This is a genomic window from Streptomyces rishiriensis (assembly GCF_003112535.1).
Taxonomy (GTDB): Bacteria; Actinomycetota; Actinomycetes; order Streptomycetales; family Streptomycetaceae; genus Streptomyces; species Streptomyces rishiriensis.
Genome location: NZ_BEWA01000004.1, coordinates 287,174 through 303,284, shown reverse-complemented (window position 1 = coordinate 303,284; position 16,111 = coordinate 287,174). Strand labels below are relative to the sequence as shown.

Below are 16,111 nucleotides of genomic sequence, written 5' to 3'. Positions count from 1 at the left end.
CACCCCGGCCGGACCGCACCTTTCAGATCAGCTCAGGCCCTCGATGGTGGTGCGGACCTTGGAGATGATGGCGTCGGGGATCGGCGCGTAGTCGATGCCCGAGAGGATGCCCTGGCCCTCCGTGCTGGCGATGTAGCGCAGGAACGCCTTGGTGGCGGGCAGGGTGTCGGCCTTGTTGCCCTTGTCGCAGGCGATCTCGTACGTGACCAGGGTGAGCGGGTAGGCACCGTCGGCCTTGGTGTTGTAGTCCAGCTTCAGCGACAGGTCGCTGCCGGTGCCGACCACCTTCGCGGCGGCGACGGCCTTGGTGGCGCCGTCGGAGGAGGGCTTGACCGGGGCCGAGGCGCCCGTGTTGACCGAGACGGTGCCCAGACCGTCCTTGGCGTAGGACAGCTCCATGTAGCCGATCGCGCCGTTGGTCTGCTTCACGCCCTGGGCGACACCGGAGGAGCCGGCCGCGGCCTGGCCGCCCTTGGCCTGCCAGGCCTTGCCGCCGGAGTACTTCCAGTCGCTCGGGGCGGCGGCGATCAGGTACTTGGTGAAGTTGTCCGTCGTGCCGGACTCGTCGGAGCGGTGGTACGGCTGGATCTTCAGGTCGGGAAGCTTCGCGCCCGCGTTGAGCTTGGCGATCGCCGGGTCGTTCCACTTGGTGATCTTGCCGTCGAAGATCTTGGCGATCGTGGAGGCGTCGAGCACCAGGTTGTCCACGCCGGAGACGTTGTAGGCGACGGCGATCGGGCCGGCCACCATCGGCAGGTCGATGCCCTGGCCGCCCTTGCAGACCGACTTGGAGGCGGCGACGGCCTCGGGCTTCAGTGCGGAGTCCGAGCCGGCGAAGGCGACCTGGCCCTGCGTGAACGCGGTGACGCCCGCGCCGGAGCCGGAGCCCTTGTAGTTGACCTGGACGCCGGAGCAGGACTGGGTGAAGTTCTTCACCCACGCGTCGATCGCGTTCTTCTGCGCGGAGGAGCCGTCGGCGAGGAGCTGGCCCTTGGCGTCGTCGCACTTGATGGAGCCGGCGGCGGCGGTGGCGGAGGAGCTGTTTCCGCCGGTCTTGCCGGAGCCGGTGTCGTCGGAGCCGCACGCCGTGAGGGCCAGGGCGCCGGAGACGGCGAGAGCACCGAGGGAGAGAGCCCGCCGGTTCATGCGCTGAAGCTTCACTTGGGGGAGGTCCTTCCAGGAGCCGCCGTCCTGAAATCCGGCGGCGTGCGGAGTGTGCGAAGTCTGTTTGGTACGGACGCGTCCCGCTTGGTCGCGAGCCGCACCGCGTAAGGCTGAAATTAGGCAGATCAGGTGAAGGCGCTTACGGGCGCGGGTGAACGGCGGGTGAACCCCTGCCGTCGGTGCGGTTAGGTCACGGAAAGCTCACGCCGAGGACACGAGGTGATTCCGGTCCCGGCACGCTCCGGACGGGGGACGGGGACCGGCTCCGGGCAGGTGCCGAGGCCTGTTCCGGCCGGGTGCCGGGGCCCGTTCCGGGGCGGGAGCCCGGCCCGTTCCCATGGACCTCGGCTGGAAGACCGGGCAGGGGAGGCGCGGGGCGGGGTGCCGGGGCCCGGGTCCGGTCCTCGGCGTTCGTCAGGCCAGGTGCAGGACGTGCAGCAGGGCGTCCAGGAGGTAGCGGTCCCTCGGCTGGGTGAGCTGGTCGCGGGCCGCCGGCGGGGGCAGCCAGAGGAGGCGGTCGACCTCGTCGTTCGGGGCGAAGACGCCGGACACGGCCTCGGCGGCCCAGTAGCGGACCTCCTTGGGGCGGCCGTTCGCCTCGTACTCGGCGGTCGGCAGGCGCGCGCCGGGGACGGCACGGTGGCCCGTCTCCTCCTCCACCTCGCGCAAGGCGCCGGCGAGCGGGTCCTCGCCGCGTTTCAGCTTGCCCTTGGGGTGCGACCAGTCGTCGTACTTGGGGCGATGTACGAGACACACCTCCAGAGTGGAGTCCACAGGGGAAAGTCGCCACAGCACACAGCCGGCCGCTCGGACGACGGTGTCGTCGGCGTTGGCGGCGTTGGCGGTGTTGGCGGTGTTGGAGTCGTTGGAGTCGTTGGGGTTTCTAGCAGTGCTCACCCGGTTCTCACCGCCTGTCGCCTCTCCGGTCAGGGTGTGCCGATAGTCAGGCCGATGGTCGGGGTGTGCCGATGGCCTGTTTCTGCCACGACCGCTGGAACGCGTACCGCGCCGCCTCCACCTCGTGGCGCTGGTCGGCGTGGAGCACGCCGAGCGCGTACGCGGTCGCGGGCGCGATCCGGGGGGTGCGGGCCGCCTGCGCCGCGGCGGACGCCGCCTCCGAGGCGTCGCGGTGCCGGTCGAGGGCCTGGCCCGCGGTGAGCAGCCGGACGTCCAGGGGGGCGTCGCTGCCGTGGACGACCTCGCAGGCGTACCGGTGCAGCCGCAGGAGCAGGCGGACCTGGTGCCAGGGCGCGTCCTGCGGGTGCGGGGCCGGATCCGAGGAGAGGCCGTGGATCAGGGCCTCCGCGTTGTACGGGCTGCCCGCGGTGCGGAGCGGAAGCGCCGTGACCGCGTCGGCGAGGCGCTCCTCCGCGGCTCGGGCCAGGGGACGCAGATCGGCGGTGGCGGCGGCGGGCGTGAGGGGGACCTCGCTGGCGAGGACGGCGACCTTGTCGGCGACGGCGTGGAACCGGGCGGAGCCGAGGGCCTGCAGCGCGGTGGAGTGGGCCCGGGTGCGGGCGAGGGTGAGCTGACGGTCCAGGAGGGCGCCGGCCTTCGCCGCGCCCACGGTGAGGTGGCCGCGGTCCGGGGCTGCCGGGTGGGCGCCGGCACGGCCGCCGCCGCCCAGGGCCTGACCGGCCGCGCCGCCCGTCTGCCTCTGCACCTGCGGCTGTACGTGTGTCTGCGTCTGTACCTGCGTCTGCGTCTGGGTCGGCGTCTGTAGCTGTGTCTGGGTCTGGAGCGGTACCGGCATCGGCATCGGCGCGGGCGCGGAGGGTGGGGCGGGCAGGGCGGGCGTCGAGCCCGACAGCCGGTTCAGCGCCAGCAGCAGTCGCTCCAGCCGGGCCCCGTACGCGTGCTCCAGCGCCAGCGTGCCCGACAGCCAGGCCAGTTCGGGCCGGATGTCCTCCGACCACGCGGGGTCCAGGAGGGGGCGGAAGGTGTGCAGGCTGCCGCTGATGCGGCGGGCCGAGCGGCGCAGGGCGCGCACCGCGTCCGTCCGGTCCTGGGGCGGTCCGCCCGCCGTGCCGTCGTCGCCCGCGCGCGGCTGCGCCCGGCCGGCGGGGCCGCCCGCGTGCGACGAGTGGTGCGCCGCGGCGCCCCCCGACTCCCGGTGCAGGCGCAGCGCGCGGAGGAACTCCGTGGCCTGGTCCCGGAGGTAGCCCGCGAGGGCGTCCCCCGTCGTCGCGGGCCCGGCCGCGGGGCCGGTCAGGTCATGGTGTCGCTGTGCCACGCCGGCGCCTCCGGGCGTCTATGAGCATCTCCTGGACGTTGCGCAGGGGGGCGCCGTCCGTGTCGGTCGAGTGCCGGGTCCATTCGCCGTCCGGGCCGAGGTGCCATGAGGCGGTCCCGTCGGACATGCCGGTCTCCAGCAGCCGGTTCAGGGACGCACGGTGGCCCGGGTCGGTGACCCTGACCAGGGCCTCGATACGGCGGTCGAGGTTGCGGTGCATCATGTCGGCACTGCCGATCCACACCTCGGGCTCTCCGCCGTTGCCGAAGCCGAAGACCCGGGAGTGCTCCAGGAAGCGGCCGAGGATGGAGCGGACCCGGATGTTGTCGGACAGGCCGGGGACGCCCGGGCGCACCGCGCAGATCCCGCGCACCCACACGTCGACCGGCACGCCCGCCTGCGACGCCCGGTAGAGGGAGTCGATGAGGGCCTCGTCGACGATCGAGTTCACCTTGATGCGTACATGCGCCGGCCGTCCCGCGCGGTGGTGCTGGATCTCCTTGTCGATGCGCGAGATCAGGCCGTCGCGCAGCGACTTGGGTGCGACCAGGAGGCGGCGGTAGGTCTCGCGGCGGGAGTAGCCGGAGAGCCGGTTGAAGAGGTCGGAGAGGTCCGCGCCGACCTGCGGGTCGGCGGTGAGCAGACCGAGGTCCTCGTAGAGCCGGGCCGTCTTCGGGTGGTAGTTGCCGGTGCCGACGTGGCAGTAGCGCCGCAGCGTGTCGCCTTCCTGGCGGACCACCAGCGACAGCTTGCAGTGCGTCTTCAGACCGACGAGGCCGTAGACGACGTGGCAGCCGGCCTCCTCGAGCTTGCGCGCCCACTTGATGTTGGCGTGCTCGTCGAACCGGGCCTTGATCTCGACCAGGACGAGGACCTGCTTGCCGGACTCGGCGGCCTCGATGAGCGCGTCGACTATCGGCGAGTCGCCCGAGGTGCGGTACAGGGTCTGCTTGATGGCGAGGACGTCCGGGTCGCCGGCCGCCTGCTCCAGGAACGCCTGCACGGACGTCGAGAAGGAGTCGTACGGGTGGTGCAGCAGGACGTCCCGGTTGCGCAGGGCGGCGAAGATGTCCGGCGGGGACGAGGACTCGACCTCGGCGAGGTCGCGGTGGGTGCCGGCGATGAACTTCTTGTACTTCAGCTCCGGCCGGTCGAGACCGTGGATGCGGAAGAGGCCGGTGAGGTCGAGCGGGCCGGGCAGCGGGTAGACCTCCGCCTCGGAGATCTTCAGCTCGCGCACCAGCAGGTCGAGGACCTCGCGGTCGATGGACTCCTCGACCTCCAGGCGCACCGGCGGCCCGAAGCGGCGCCGCATGAGCTCCTTCTCCAGGGCCTGCAGGAGGTTCTCGGCGTCGTCCTCCTCGACCTCCAGGTCCTCGTTGCGGGTGAGCCGGAAGGCGTGGTGCTCCAGCACCTCCATGCCCGGGAAGAGCTCCTCGAGGTGGGCGCCGATGACGTCCTCGATGGGGACGTAGCGGCCGGGAGAGCTCTCCAGGAAGCGGGACAGCAGCGGCGGCACCTTGACGCGCGCGAAGTGGCGGTGGCCGCTGACCGGGTTGCGCACGACGACCGCGAGGTTCAGCGAGAGACCCGAGATGTACGGGAAGGGGTGCGCGGGGTCCACGGCGAGGGGGGTCAGGACCGGGAAGATCTGGTGCCGGAAGAGGGTGAACAGGCGTGCCTGCTCCTTCTCCGTGAGCTCGCTCCAGCGGACCAGGTGGATGCCCTCCTCCGCGAGGGCGGGGGCGATGTCCTCGTGGTAGGTCGCGGCGTGCCGGGCCATGAGCTCGCGCGAGCGGGCCCAGATCATCTCCAGCACCTCGCGCGGCTGGAGGCCGGAGGCGGAGCGGGTGGCGACGCCGGTGGCGATGCGGCGCTTCAGACCGGCCACCCGGACCATGAAGAACTCGTCCAGGTTGCTGGCGAAGATCGCGAGGAAGTTGGCCCGCTCCAGGAGGGGCGTGTTCGGGTCCTCGGCGAGCTCCAGGACGCGCTCGTTGAAGGCGAGCCAGCTGCGTTCCCGGTCGAGGAAACGTCCCTGTGGGAGTTCTGGCCCGTCGTAGGGCGCCTCCTCGTAGGTGTCGAGGTCGGCGTCGATGTCGGGCTCCAGATCGGAGACGACGGCAGCCACGGTGTGCGGGCGGTGCGCGGCTATGGAGCCCACGGAGGGCTGCGCGTGCTGGACCTCGGCCTGGGTGTCTGACTGGCTCATGTACCCATTCTTCCGCGCGAAGGGCGTGACAGGCGCGTCGGAACGTGCGGGCGGGATCGCGGCGGAGCCTCCGTGGGGCTGGATTCCCTCGGGAGGCGGCGAAGGCTCGGGCACGGCGGGCTTCATTCGCCGAGCCTCGCAAGGTCGTCTTAACCGATGGTTACGGAGACATGGCGTGCGGGATATCGGGGGGCGGCTCGCGGGGGTCGGGCGGGGCCGGGGCGTGGCGGCGAAGGACGGGGCGCGGGCGGGGCGCGGAGCGGTGAGGACGGCTGGGGGCGGGGACGGGGCTTGGAGAGGTGGATGAACGGGGTGCGAGCAGGTGTGGGGAAGGGCGTGCCAGCAGGTGGAGGGGGCGCGCGGGCGGGTGGGGGCGGGTCCGAAATGGTGGTGGGCCGAATCGTGAACCGATCGACGGGGCTCGTCCGATGAGGAGATGTGAGCGAAACGAGAAGCGACGGAGAGCTGCTGCGGGCCATCGCGGCAGACCGGGACCGTCATGCCTTCGAGGAGCTGTACCGGCGGTACGCCCCATGGCTGACCGCGCGCATGCGCGGCCGGTGCGCGGACGCCGGGATAGTCGACGACGTCGTCCAGGAGACGTTTCTCGCCGTGTGGCGCGGGACCGCGCGCCACCGCGAGCAGGGCTCTGCCGATGCGGCCGGCTGGCTGTGGCGCATCGCCGCCCGTCGCCTGGTCGACGCCCTGCGGGGTGACGGCGCGCGCGGCCGGCTGCGTCAGACGCTGGCCCGGTTGCGCCACCGCGACGAGGCCTCGGCGGAGGAACGCGTGCTCGCGGGGGTGGAGCACGGTGACCTCGCCGGGGCCCTCGTCCGCCTCTCGCCGGAGCTGCGGGCCGTTCTTCAGGCCACCGTCCTCGACGGGCTCACCACGCGGGAGGCGGCCGTTCTGCTCGGCATCCCGCCCGGCACCGTCAAGACGCGGGCCCTGCGCGCCCGCAAGCAACTGCGGGAGGCGCTGGCATGAGGCGGTACGTGTGCGGAGCAGGCCTGCGCGCCCGCGTGGGCGACGAGCAGTCGAGGGAGGTCACGGCATGACGTGGCACGTGGCGGAAGACGACCTGCGGCTCTACGCGCAGGGAGAGCTGGCACCACCCCTGCTGTGGTCCGCCGACGCCCATCTCACCGGGTGCGCCCCGTGCCGGGCGCGGCTCGCCGCGGCCGCCGACCCGGTCGCGCTGGACGACGCCTGGGAACGGCTGGACGCCGAGCTGGACGCGCCGCGGCCGAGCCCGGTCGAGCGGCTGCTGGTACGGCTCGGCGTGGCCGACCACACCGCGCGGTTGCTCGCGGCCACACCGGTACTGCGTCGCTCCTGGCTGCTGTCGGTGCTGTTCCTGCTGGTCATGACGGTCCTGGCGGTGCGCGTGGCAGATCAGCCGACGCTGTTCCTCGTGCTGGCCCCGCTGCTCCCGCTCACCGGGGTCGCCCTGTCGTACGGCCCCTCCCTCGACCCGACGTACGAGATGGCGGTCGTCGCCCCCCTGCACGGATTCCGGCTGCTCATGATCCGCACGGTGGCGGTGCTCACCGCAGGTCTGGTCTGCGACGGCGCGGCGACGCTGGCCCTTCCGGGGTACGGGCTGCCGGCCCTGGCCTGGCTGCTGCCGGCGCTCGCCCTGACCGGGACGGGGCTCGCGCTGAGCACCCGGCTGGGTCCGGTCCTCGCGCCCGCCCTGGTCGGCGTGGGGTGGCTGGCGCTGCTGACCGTGGCCAAGATCCAGACGCAGGCACACGGCACACTCGCTCCCTTCACGGCGGTGGGCCAGGCGGCCGCGGCGGGGGTGGCGGTCCTCGCCGCCCTGCTGCTGTACCAGGGCCGGGACCGATTCGACGCGCGCCCCCTGGGCGGCTTCCACGACGGCGGTGTCGTATGAACCGGCGTCCCGGCGGCCTCGCGCCCGCCCCCCAACGACAACCGGATTTCCAGGAGACGCACATGACCACCGCATCCGCTTCCGGACCCGTCCCTGGACACAGCGGCCGGGTCGCCTCGGGCGCCGCCACCGTGACGGCCGCCGACCTGTCCCTGCGCTTCGGCGGGACCCGGGCCCTGGACGGGGTCTCACTGCGGCTGGGGCACGGCGTCACCGGCCTGCTCGGTCCCAACGGCGCGGGCAAGACGACCCTGCTGCGGGTGCTGGCCACGGCCGTCCCGCCCGACGGCGGGCGGGTCACCGCCCTCGGCCATGACCCCGGCACCGCCTCCGGGCGTCTCGCGCTGCGCCGCACGCTCGGCTATCTCCCGCAGAACCCCGGGTTTCATCCGGACTTCACGGCCTTCGACTTCGTCGACTACGTGGCGATCCTCAAGGAGCTGACCGACCGCGCCGCCCGGCTGCGCGAGGTGCGGCGCGTACTGGAGGCCGTCAACCTCTCGGACGTGCGCGGTAAGCGCCTCAAGCGGCTGTCCGGCGGCATGCGCCAGCGTGTCGCCCTGGCCGCCGCGCTCGTCGGCGACCCCGGCTTCCTGGTGCTCGACGAGCCGACCGTCGGCCTCGACCCCGAACAGCGCATGCACTTCCGTGAGCTGATCGCCCAGGCCGGCGAGGGCCGCACGGTGCTGCTGTCCACCCACCAGACGGAGGACGTGGCGATGCTCTGCCACCGTGTCGTGGTGCTGGATCGGGGCCACGTCCGCTTCGAGGGCGCCCCGGCCGAGCTGACCGCCCGTGCGGCGGGCCGGGTCTGGAGCAGCACGGAACGCGATCCGAGTGCACGGGCCGGCTGGCGCACCGGCACGGGCGCCTTCCGTAACGTCGGCGACCCGCCGAAGGGCGCCGATCTCCTCGAACCCTCCCTGGAGGACGGCTATCTCCTCGTCCTCGACGGCGACGGCGACGGCGACGGCGACGACGCGGCGGTGGCGGTATGAGCACGGCGACTCCGGCGATCAACGAGCCGGCGTACGCGCCCGCCGGGCCCCCTCCCGAGGGCCACCGTGCCCGAGGAGTCCTCGCCCTCGCCCGCTTCGAGGCCCGCGAACTGCTTCTGCAGGCCCCGATGCTGCTCACCTTCGCCCTCTACGTCGGCTACGTCGCCCTGCGGCTCATGGGCCGGGACGGCATGGACGACTACCCCGTCCTCAACACGGTCGACCGGCAGACCCAGATGGAACCTCTGCTGTTCGCCGTCGCGGTGTTCATCTGCTGCAACGCGGCCGTGCTGCGTTCCCGGAAGAGCAACACGGTGCAGCAGTTCGACGTCCTGGCGATGGAGCCGTGGCGGCGCACCCTGGCCCATGTGCTGTCGGTGATCCCGTACGCGGTGCTCACCGCGCTCGTCGTCGTGGGGGCGTTCGGCCGGGAGGCGTTGAAGCCGGGCGCGATCGGCCACGGTTCGGTGGGGGAGCTGGCCATCGGACCCCTGACCGTGCTGCTGGCCGGTGTCATGGGGGTGCTGCTGGCCGTTCTGCTCCCCTTCCCCTTCGTTCCCATACTGGCCACGATCCCCTTCTACCTGCTCATCGTCGTCGCTTCCGCAGCGGGGGACGAGGGCGGACGGGAGGGCTGGCTCTCGCCGGTCCTCTTCCCCGCCCAGACCGGCGGCGACCCGGTACCCACCGATCTGCTCGGCCGTCCCGCCGGCTGGCACGCGCTGTATGCGACGGGCCTGTGCGCCGTGCTGGCCTGCGTGGCACTCCTGCGGTCCGGGGGCCGCACCCGGGCCGTCAAGGCGGCTGCCGTCCTCGCGCTCGCGGTCACCGCGGCCGGCGCGGTCGGCCAGTTCTCGCTTGACACGAAGGGGCTGGATGCGGCCCGCAGGACGGCGGCCGACACTCCGCAGAAGGTCCAGTCGTGCACAAAGCACGGCCGCTCGACGTACTGCTCGTTCGACGAGTGGAGCGGTGTGCGGTCCGACTGGGCCGAGGTCGTCGGCCGCGTCCGGTCCGCGGCCGGAGGCGCGGCGGCCCAGGTCAGTCTGACGGTCCGTCAACGTATCGGCATAGGCGACCAGGTGGAGGTCGACAGCGCCCTCGACCCCTCCTCCACACCGGGCGAGGTGACCGTCGGCACGCGCTGGGGCGGCAACCGAGTCCCCGAGTTCGCCGTCGGCGCCGCCACGGTCCTGGTCGGGGGCTCGGAGGACATGACGACGCAGGAGCTGTGCGACGACGCCCGCGCGGTGACCGTCATGTGGTTGGTCCTGAGCACGGACCCCACCCCGATGGACACCTTCCGGAACGTGCGGCTGAGCGACAGCGTCAGCGGCCCGGGCCAGGTCCTGGCCCCGACGAACGGACTGAGCCTGACGGGCCCGCAGACGACGGTGATCCGGGAACTGCTGGAGCGTCCTCGTGCCGCGATGACGGCGCGCGTCAAGGCTCACTGGACGGAACTGACGTCCGCGAGGACGACGACCGCGCAGGCCGCGAGGCTGCTGGGTGTCGAGGTGCCCAAGGAGGCGGAGAAGTGCGAGGAGTAGGAGAAGCGGAACCGAGGAGGAGTCGGGGGAGCCGCCGCGGTCACCGGCGTCGCGAGCGCGGCGTTCCCTTCTCTGCCGGCCGCTGACCGTGGCCGGTGGGCCGGGGCCGCTGTCGGCGGCGGTGCATCACGTCTCCGAGCGGTACATCAGGTCCGTTTCGTGTGTGACGAAGCCCAGTCGTTCGTACACCGACACGGCCGCCTTGTTGTCGGCGTCGACGTACAGCATCGCCGTGGGCAGTTCCTGCGCCGCGAGATGGCGCAGGCCGATGGTGGTGAGGGCCTTGCCGAGGCCGCCCCCCTGGGCGCCGGGGGCGACGCCGAGGACGTACACCTCGCCGAGCTGTTCCTCGGCGTGGACCTTCGTCCAGTGGAAGCCGACGAGCTGCTCGCCGCGGTGGGCGAGGAAGAAGCCGGCGGGGTCGAACCAGGGCTGGGCCATGCGGTCGTCCAGGTCGCGCTGGGTGAGGGAGCCCTGTTCGGGGTGGTGGGCGAAGGAGGCCGCGTTGACGGCGAGCCAGGCGGAGTCGTCCTGGCCGGGCACGAAGGCGCGCACGCCGACGCCCGCGGGCAGCACCGGCTGGGGCAGTTCGAGGCCGGTCAACGGCCGCCGCATCTGCCGCAGTTCGCGGAACAGCGTCAGCCCGAGGACCTGGGCGAGGTGCCGGGCGGCGGAGTGGCCGCCGTGGGCCCACACCCGAAGCCGCTTGCCGGAGGCGGCGAGCAGGGCCGAGCCGAGCGCCCGGCCGTGCCCGTGCCCGCGGTGGGAGGGGTGGACGACCAGTTCGGCGGCGGGAGCCTCGACCGGGTCGGTGTCCTCCAGCTGGGCGTATCCGACGAGTTCGCCGTCGAAGGTGAGGACCAGATGACGGACGCCGTCACGGGGGCCTCCGCGCAGCTGCAGCCGGCCCTGTTCGGAGACCGCCTGCTGGCCGTCCGTCCGGGCGGCCGCCGCGAGCAGTTCGAGGACGGCCGCGGCCTGTGCGGGGGTGAGCTCGGAGTAGGTCTCGATGGATCGGGAGCCGGGGATCCGTGCGATGTCGTCGCTGGTCATGCGTACGAGGGTAAGGGGCGGACGCCGCAAAGTGGGGGCAAAGGAGAGGGCAAAGGGAAACCAGGATGTAACCACGAACCCCCTGTCGCGCTACGCGCGTTGACCCTAGGCTGCGCCGGACGGGAGCCACCTATTCCCAGCCGACCACAGGGGGGCGCATGCCAGCCACTGCCCAGCCGCACCGGACCGACAGACGCGGCCGAAACCGTTCGTACCGACTCGTCGCGGCCTCCGCGGTTCTCGCCACCGCCGGTGCCCTTGCCGCCGCGCTCCCGGCGGACGCCCACGACGGCAGGCACGGCAAGCCGTTGCCGAGCCGCTACCAGGACGTGCAACTGCTGTCCTTCAACGACCTGCACGGCAACCTCGAACCGCCGTCCGGTTCCTCGGGCCGTGTCACGGAGCTGCAGGCGGACGGCACGACGAAGACGATCGACGCGGGCGGTGTGGAGTACCTGGCCACGCACCTGCGTGAGGCCCGCAAGGGCAACAAGTACTCCATCACGGCGGCCGGCGGCGACATGGTCGGCGCGTCCCCGCTGATCTCGGGCCTGTTCCACGACGAGCCCACCATCGAGGCGCTGAACAAGCTCGACCTGGACGTCACCTCCGTCGGCAACCACGAGTTCGACGAGGGCGCGAAGGAACTGGCCCGGCTGCAGAACGGCGGCTGTCACCCGACGGCCGGCTGCTACACGGACAAGAAGTTCGGGGGCGCCGACTTCCCGTACCTGGCGGCCAACGTCCTGAACGAGAAGACCGGCCGGCCCATCCTGAAGCCGTACTGGGTCTGGAAGAAGAAGGACGTGAAGATCGGCTTCATCGGCGTGACGCTGGAGGACACCCCCGGCGTCGTCTCCGCCGAGGGCGTCAAGGGCCTGAAGTTCAAGGACGAGGTCGAGACGATCAACAAGTACGCCGCGGTGCTGCAGAAGCAGGGCGTGAAGTCGATCGTGGCGCTGATCCACGAGGGCGGTCTGCCGGCCTCGGGGGCGTACAACTACAACTGCGACTCGCCGGGCCCGGGCGCCGGGATCTCGGGCCCGATCGTCGACATCGCGAAGAACGTCACCCCGGCGGTGGACGCGCTGGTGACGGGCCACACGCACGCGGCCTACGCCTGCACGATCCCGGACCCCTCGGGCAAGCCGCGCACGGTCACCTCGGCCGCGTCCTTCGGCCGTCTGTACACCGACACCACGCTGACGTACGACCGCTACACCGGCGACATCGCGCGCACGGCGGTCAGGTCGGCGAACCACGTGGTCACCCGGACCGTCGCCAAGGCGCCCGACATGACCGAGCTGATCAGCAAGTGGAACACCCTGGCGGCCCCCGTCGGCAACCGGGCGATCGGCTACATCTCCGCGGACGTCCCCAACACGGGCACCGAGTCGCCCATGGGCGACCTGATCGCGGACGCCCAGCTCTGGTACGGCCGCAAGCTCGACCCGGGGACCGACCTCGCGCTGATGAACCCGGGCGGCGTGCGGGCCGGCCTCACCTACGCGGCCAAGGGCGCTGAGGGCGACGGCGTGGTGACCTACGCCGAGGGCTTCACCGTCCAGCCCTTCTCCAACACCGTGAACCTGCAGGACTTCACCGGCGCCCAGCTGGTCCAGGTCCTCAAGGAGCAGGTGAGCGGGGCGAACGCGAGCGCGCCGAAGATCCTGCAGCCGTCCGCCAACCTGACGTACACGCTGGACCTGACGAAGAGCGGCGCCGACCGCGTCGTCACGGACTCCATCAGGCTCGACGGCCTGGCGATCGACCCGGCCGCCACCTACCGCGTCTCGACCAACAGCTTCCTCGCGGGCGGCGGCGACGGCTTCACCACGCTGGGCCTGGGCACGAACGACCTGGTCGGCGCCGACGACCTGACCGCCCTGGAGCAGTACCTGACGGCCGGCTCCTCCGCCTCGGGCCCGCTGGCCCCGCCGACGGCGAACCGGATCACGATCGTGCAGTAGCACCCGCCCCCTCCGGGACGACGAGGCGGCCGCGTCACCGACGCGGCCGCCTCGTCGTGCAAGGGCCTGTGTTCCTGCCCGGTCGTGCTGTTCAGCGGGTCGGTCGTGCGGTGCGGCAGGTCACTGGATGACCCAGCCGAACGCCTTTCCGCCCGCCGGGATGCCGCCCGCGCCCGGCCGGAGCACCGTGACGTTCTCGTCCGCGTCGGCGCTGCTCGCGTGCGAGAGCACGTTGTTCCACGGCACCTGGTAGACCGATCCGCCGGCCTGCGGGCCGTTCGGCATGCCGATGGAGACATGGTTCGGGGACGCGGCGATGTACTGGCCCATGTGCTGGTTGGCGCCCGGCGTGCCCGGCACCTTGTGGTAACCGGCGTACAGGACGTCGTCGTGGTCGCCGGGCGCGCCCACCAGGGAGAAGGTCTGCACGGAGCCCGCGCCGGCCACCGTGCCCTGGGACTCGCCGGGAACGCCCACCGCGAGCTGCAGGTCCGCCCAGCCCGGCGTGGCCTTGCCGGGGGCGAGGTTGACGGCGGCGAGGCTCTCGCCGAACCGGTCGCCGGTCTCGACGCCGCCCGCGACGTTCGCCTGGTCCTGGTTGATCACCGTCTGCTGCTTCCAGTCGCTCTTGGCGGGGAAGTCGAGGACGAAGACGGTTCCGGCGTTCGCCACGTTCGTGGTGCTGCCGGACGGGACGATCGACTCGCCCGGGGCGCCCACGGCGATGATCGAGTCGTCGCTCGTGCCCTTGGGGACGATGGCGACGGACTTGCCCATCTCGTCGCCCTTCTCCGCACCGCCGGAGATCTTGTCGAGGTCCTGGTCGATGCCCGCGCGCACGATCGGCTTGCCGTTCGGGCCCAGGTTGTGGGTCAGGACGGCGAGGCCGCCCGCGTCGGCCTTGTCGCCGATGTCCTCGCCCGGTATGCCGATCACGATGTTGGTCATGTCGGCCGCGACGGCGGTGCCCACCCTGTCGCCGGCCTCGGGGGAGCCGGGTAGCCCTGCGTCCTGCGAGAGGTACACGTTGGTGTTGCCGTGCACGTACACCACGGAGCCCGCGTCGACGACGGAGCCGACGTCCTCGCCCGGGTCGCCGATCACGATGTAGGGCTCGTCGTCGCGGGTGATGCCCGCGGCCAGGGAGTAGCCGAGCGTGTCGCCCTTCTCCTTGGCCGCGCCCTTCAGCCCGCCCGTACCCTCGCCCTGGGCGTAGTTGTCGGAGGCGCGCCCGTTGCCGAGGCCGTTCGGGGAGCCGTAGATCACGGAGACCATGCCGACGTCGGCGATGGAGTCGGCGTCCTCGTACGGGCTGGAGACGGCGAGGTCGGTGTAGCCGTCCTTGTTGTAGTCGACGGTGGCCAAGGCGTAGCCGAAGCGGTCGCCGGCCTCCGCGCCGCCGGGCACCACGGCCTGGTCCTGGTCCAGTTCGGCCGTGCCCTTGCCGCCGCCGTAGACGACGTGGACCGCGCCGGCCTCGGCGTCGCCGCCGATGACGGCCTTGGGGTCGCCGACGGCCGTGTCCTCGACGCCGTCGCCGTTGAAGTCGGCGAACGGGGCGGACTCGACGGTGGACTTGACCCAGGCGGCGATGTCGTCGGTGCGGGTGACGACACCGCTGGTGGAGGTCTGCGCGGCGTCGGTGCCGAAGCAGCCGCCCTGGTTGGAGCGGGAGGCGACGCCGAGCAGGCCGGCGGAGGTGAACACGGGCCCGCCCGAGTCGCCGGCGCAGATCGCCGCGCCGGAGGCGCCGTGGACGGTGAGGTCGGTGGCGCCGACCTGGTCGACGAGGAAGCTGTCGCCGTGGAGCTTCAGCGGCGCCCACTCGTCCTTGGTGCGTCCGTAGCCGGTGATCGACACGGCGGAGTCCTTGGCCGGCGCGGTGGCGGCGAGGCCGGGCAGGGCGATGCCGGCGACGGGCGCGGACAGCCGGGCCAGGACCAGGTCGCGGTCGTCACGCGGGACGAGCTGCACCACTTCGCGGACGACGCCGGCGGTGGTGGTGAGGTCGGTGCGTCCGATGGTCGCCGTGGTCTTCTGCTTCGGCGCCCCGGCGGGGATCCTGACGGACTCGGCCGGGTTGTCGGCGAAGCAGGACGCGGAGGTGGCGAGCCACTGAGGGGCGATCAGGGCCGCGGAGCACGCCTTGGCGCCGTCGCCGATGTCGAGGCGGGCGGTGTAGGCGTGGCTGGTGTCGGTCTCGGGCTTGCCGGAGACGGCATGCGCGGAGAGGGCCGGTGCGCCGATGACGGCGGCGGTCACGAGAGCTGCGAGCGCGGTGGAGCGCCTGCCTGTTGTCGTCATGATGGTGGTCGTCTTCCCCGTTTCGGTGTTACTTGCTGGTGCGTATCTCGACCAGGACGAAGTCGCGCCCGTCCGGGTCGGCGGCCTCGCCGGCCGCCTTCCACTCGCCCTTGCCGACGTCGAGGTTCTGCGTGGCGCCGTCGGTGGTGAGCTGTACGGCGGCCTCGTGGTCGGCCTCGCCCTTCACGCCGTAGACGGAGGGGATCTCCAGGGTCAGGTGGCCGGAGGCGCCGGTGGCGCGGAAGCAGACCTTCTCGCTCCTGCGCGAGTACACCTCCATCAGGCCGGTGCCGGAGGCGCAGTCGGCGAGCGTGATGTGGCCGTCGCCGCGCTTCAGCGTGATGCCCCGCTGCGCCTTGATGGCGGCGGCGCCCGGGTAGTTGAAGTCCTCGACCAGGTAGCCGGGCGCGTCGTCGACGACCGGGGCCGCGTGGGCGGCGGAGGCGTGGCCGGCGGGCGTGTGGTGGGAGGCGCCGTGGGCCGACGTGAAGACGACCGCGCCGACGCAGGCCGCGGCGGCCGCACCGGTGGCGATGATCCGCCGTGCGTGTTTCATGGTGGTCCCCCTGATGACAGTTGCCTTGCGTGCTCTTTGCGTTCCCTTTAGGGAAGGGTGGGTCGAGCCCCTGCGCCGCCTGAGGAGCGCTGGGAGGGCGCCCGGTGTGTGACCACGGGTCAGGCGGCCCCCGGGGCCGGTGCATTCAAACAGCCGTGTGGGTGGTGCGCCATC

12 protein-coding genes are annotated in these 16,111 nt (G+C 72.2%); 5 read left to right on the top strand and 7 right to left on the bottom strand.

The window, feature by feature from the left end:
* Positions 1 to 27: 27 nt before the first annotated feature.
* From pstS to Sri02f_RS08360, 4 genes are all read right to left on the bottom strand, one after another.
* Positions 28 to 1,161 (bottom strand): phosphate ABC transporter substrate-binding protein PstS, encoded by a 1,134-nt coding sequence (pstS, locus tag Sri02f_RS08375; protein WP_109000443.1) that lies wholly within the window; start codon positions 1,159 to 1,161, stop codon positions 28 to 30.
* Between the two features lie 417 nt (positions 1,162 to 1,578).
* Complete coding sequence (locus Sri02f_RS08370; RefSeq protein WP_245970537.1) at positions 1,579 to 1,959, bottom strand: NUDIX hydrolase; 381 nt, start codon at positions 1,957 to 1,959, stop codon at positions 1,579 to 1,581.
* 148 nt (positions 1,960 to 2,107) lie between these two features.
* A complete protein-coding gene (locus Sri02f_RS08365) occupies positions 2,108 to 3,397 on the bottom strand; it encodes a CHAD domain-containing protein (RefSeq protein ID WP_109000441.1) in 1,290 nt (429 codons plus the stop codon).
* On the bottom strand, positions 3,378 to 5,735 hold the full coding sequence (locus tag Sri02f_RS08360; protein ID WP_109000440.1) for an RNA degradosome polyphosphate kinase: 2,358 nt from the start codon (positions 5,733 to 5,735) through the stop codon (positions 3,378 to 3,380). Before Sri02f_RS08360 ends, Sri02f_RS08365 begins: the two co-directional genes overlap by 20 nt.
* A gap of 312 nt (positions 5,736 to 6,047) precedes the next feature.
* On the opposite strand from Sri02f_RS08360, the gene Sri02f_RS08355 reads away from it, so the two are divergent.
* From Sri02f_RS08355 to Sri02f_RS08340, 4 genes are all read left to right on the top strand, one after another.
* Positions 6,048 to 6,596, top strand: coding sequence for an RNA polymerase sigma factor (locus Sri02f_RS08355; protein WP_109000439.1), 549 nt, complete (start codon positions 6,048 to 6,050; stop codon positions 6,594 to 6,596).
* Between the two features lie 67 nt (positions 6,597 to 6,663).
* Positions 6,664 to 7,506, top strand: coding sequence for a cupin domain-containing protein (locus Sri02f_RS08350; protein ID WP_109000438.1), 843 nt, complete (start codon positions 6,664 to 6,666; stop codon positions 7,504 to 7,506).
* A gap of 62 nt (positions 7,507 to 7,568) precedes the next feature.
* The gene (locus Sri02f_RS08345; protein ID WP_109000437.1) at positions 7,569 to 8,504 is read left to right on the top strand and encodes an ABC transporter ATP-binding protein; all 936 of its coding nucleotides are present in this window, start codon (positions 7,569 to 7,571) and stop codon (positions 8,502 to 8,504) included.
* Positions 8,501 to 10,054: an ABC transporter permease gene (locus Sri02f_RS08340; RefSeq protein WP_109000436.1), complete on the top strand. Its 1,554-nt coding sequence runs from the start codon at positions 8,501 to 8,503 to the stop codon at positions 10,052 to 10,054. The genes Sri02f_RS08345 and Sri02f_RS08340 overlap by 4 nt, the downstream gene beginning before the upstream one ends.
* A 126-nt stretch (positions 10,055 to 10,180) precedes the next feature.
* On the opposite strand, the gene mshD is transcribed toward Sri02f_RS08340, so the two are convergent.
* The gene (gene mshD / locus Sri02f_RS08335) at positions 10,181 to 11,107 is read right to left on the bottom strand and encodes a mycothiol synthase (protein WP_109000435.1); all 927 of its coding nucleotides are present in this window, start codon (positions 11,105 to 11,107) and stop codon (positions 10,181 to 10,183) included.
* A 158-nt stretch (positions 11,108 to 11,265) separates the two neighbouring features.
* Here mshD and Sri02f_RS08330 point away from each other — a divergent pair, with 158 nt between their 5' ends.
* Positions 11,266 to 13,077 (top strand): bifunctional metallophosphatase/5'-nucleotidase, encoded by a 1,812-nt coding sequence (locus Sri02f_RS08330; RefSeq protein WP_109000434.1) that lies wholly within the window; start codon positions 11,266 to 11,268, stop codon positions 13,075 to 13,077.
* Positions 13,078 to 13,197: 120 nt separating this feature from the next.
* On the opposite strand, the gene Sri02f_RS08325 is transcribed toward Sri02f_RS08330, so the two are convergent.
* Both Sri02f_RS08325 and Sri02f_RS08320 read right to left on the bottom strand, forming a co-directional pair.
* Positions 13,198 to 15,381 carry a trypsin-like serine protease gene (locus Sri02f_RS08325; protein WP_109000433.1) on the bottom strand — a complete coding sequence of 728 codons (2,184 nt, stop codon included), beginning with the start codon at positions 15,379 to 15,381 and terminating at the stop codon, positions 13,198 to 13,200.
* Positions 15,382 to 15,409: 28 nt separating this feature from the next.
* On the bottom strand, positions 15,410 to 15,937 hold the full coding sequence (locus Sri02f_RS08320) for a hypothetical protein (RefSeq protein WP_109000432.1): 528 nt from the start codon (positions 15,935 to 15,937) through the stop codon (positions 15,410 to 15,412).
* Between the last annotated feature and the right edge of the window lie 174 nt (positions 15,938 to 16,111).

What these genes read in the sequence shown, in the direction of transcription:
- Sri02f_RS08360 (WP_109000440.1), bottom strand. Translation starts at nt 5,735, where the DNA reads ATGAAGCCCGCCGTGCCCGAGCCTTCGCCGCCTCCCGAGGGAATCCAG.
- Sri02f_RS08350 (WP_109000438.1), top strand. Translation starts at nt 6,664, where the DNA reads ATGACGTGGCACGTGGCGGAAGACGACCTGCGGCTCTACGCGCAGGGA.
- Sri02f_RS08345 (WP_109000437.1), top strand. Translation starts at nt 7,569, where the DNA reads ATGACCACCGCATCCGCTTCCGGACCCGTCCCTGGACACAGCGGCCGG.
- Sri02f_RS08340 (WP_109000436.1), top strand. Translation starts at nt 8,501, where the DNA reads ATGAGCACGGCGACTCCGGCGATCAACGAGCCGGCGTACGCGCCCGCC.
- mshD (WP_109000435.1), bottom strand. Translation starts at nt 11,107, where the DNA reads ATGACCAGCGACGACATCGCACGGATCCCCGGCTCCCGATCCATCGAG.
- Sri02f_RS08330 (WP_109000434.1), top strand. Translation starts at nt 11,266, where the DNA reads ATGCCAGCCACTGCCCAGCCGCACCGGACCGACAGACGCGGCCGAAAC.
- Sri02f_RS08325 (WP_109000433.1), bottom strand. Translation starts at nt 15,381, where the DNA reads ATGACGACAACAGGCAGGCGCTCCACCGCGCTCGCAGCTCTCGTGACC.
- Sri02f_RS08320 (WP_109000432.1), bottom strand. Translation starts at nt 15,937, where the DNA reads ATGAAACACGCACGGCGGATCATCGCCACCGGTGCGGCCGCCGCGGCC.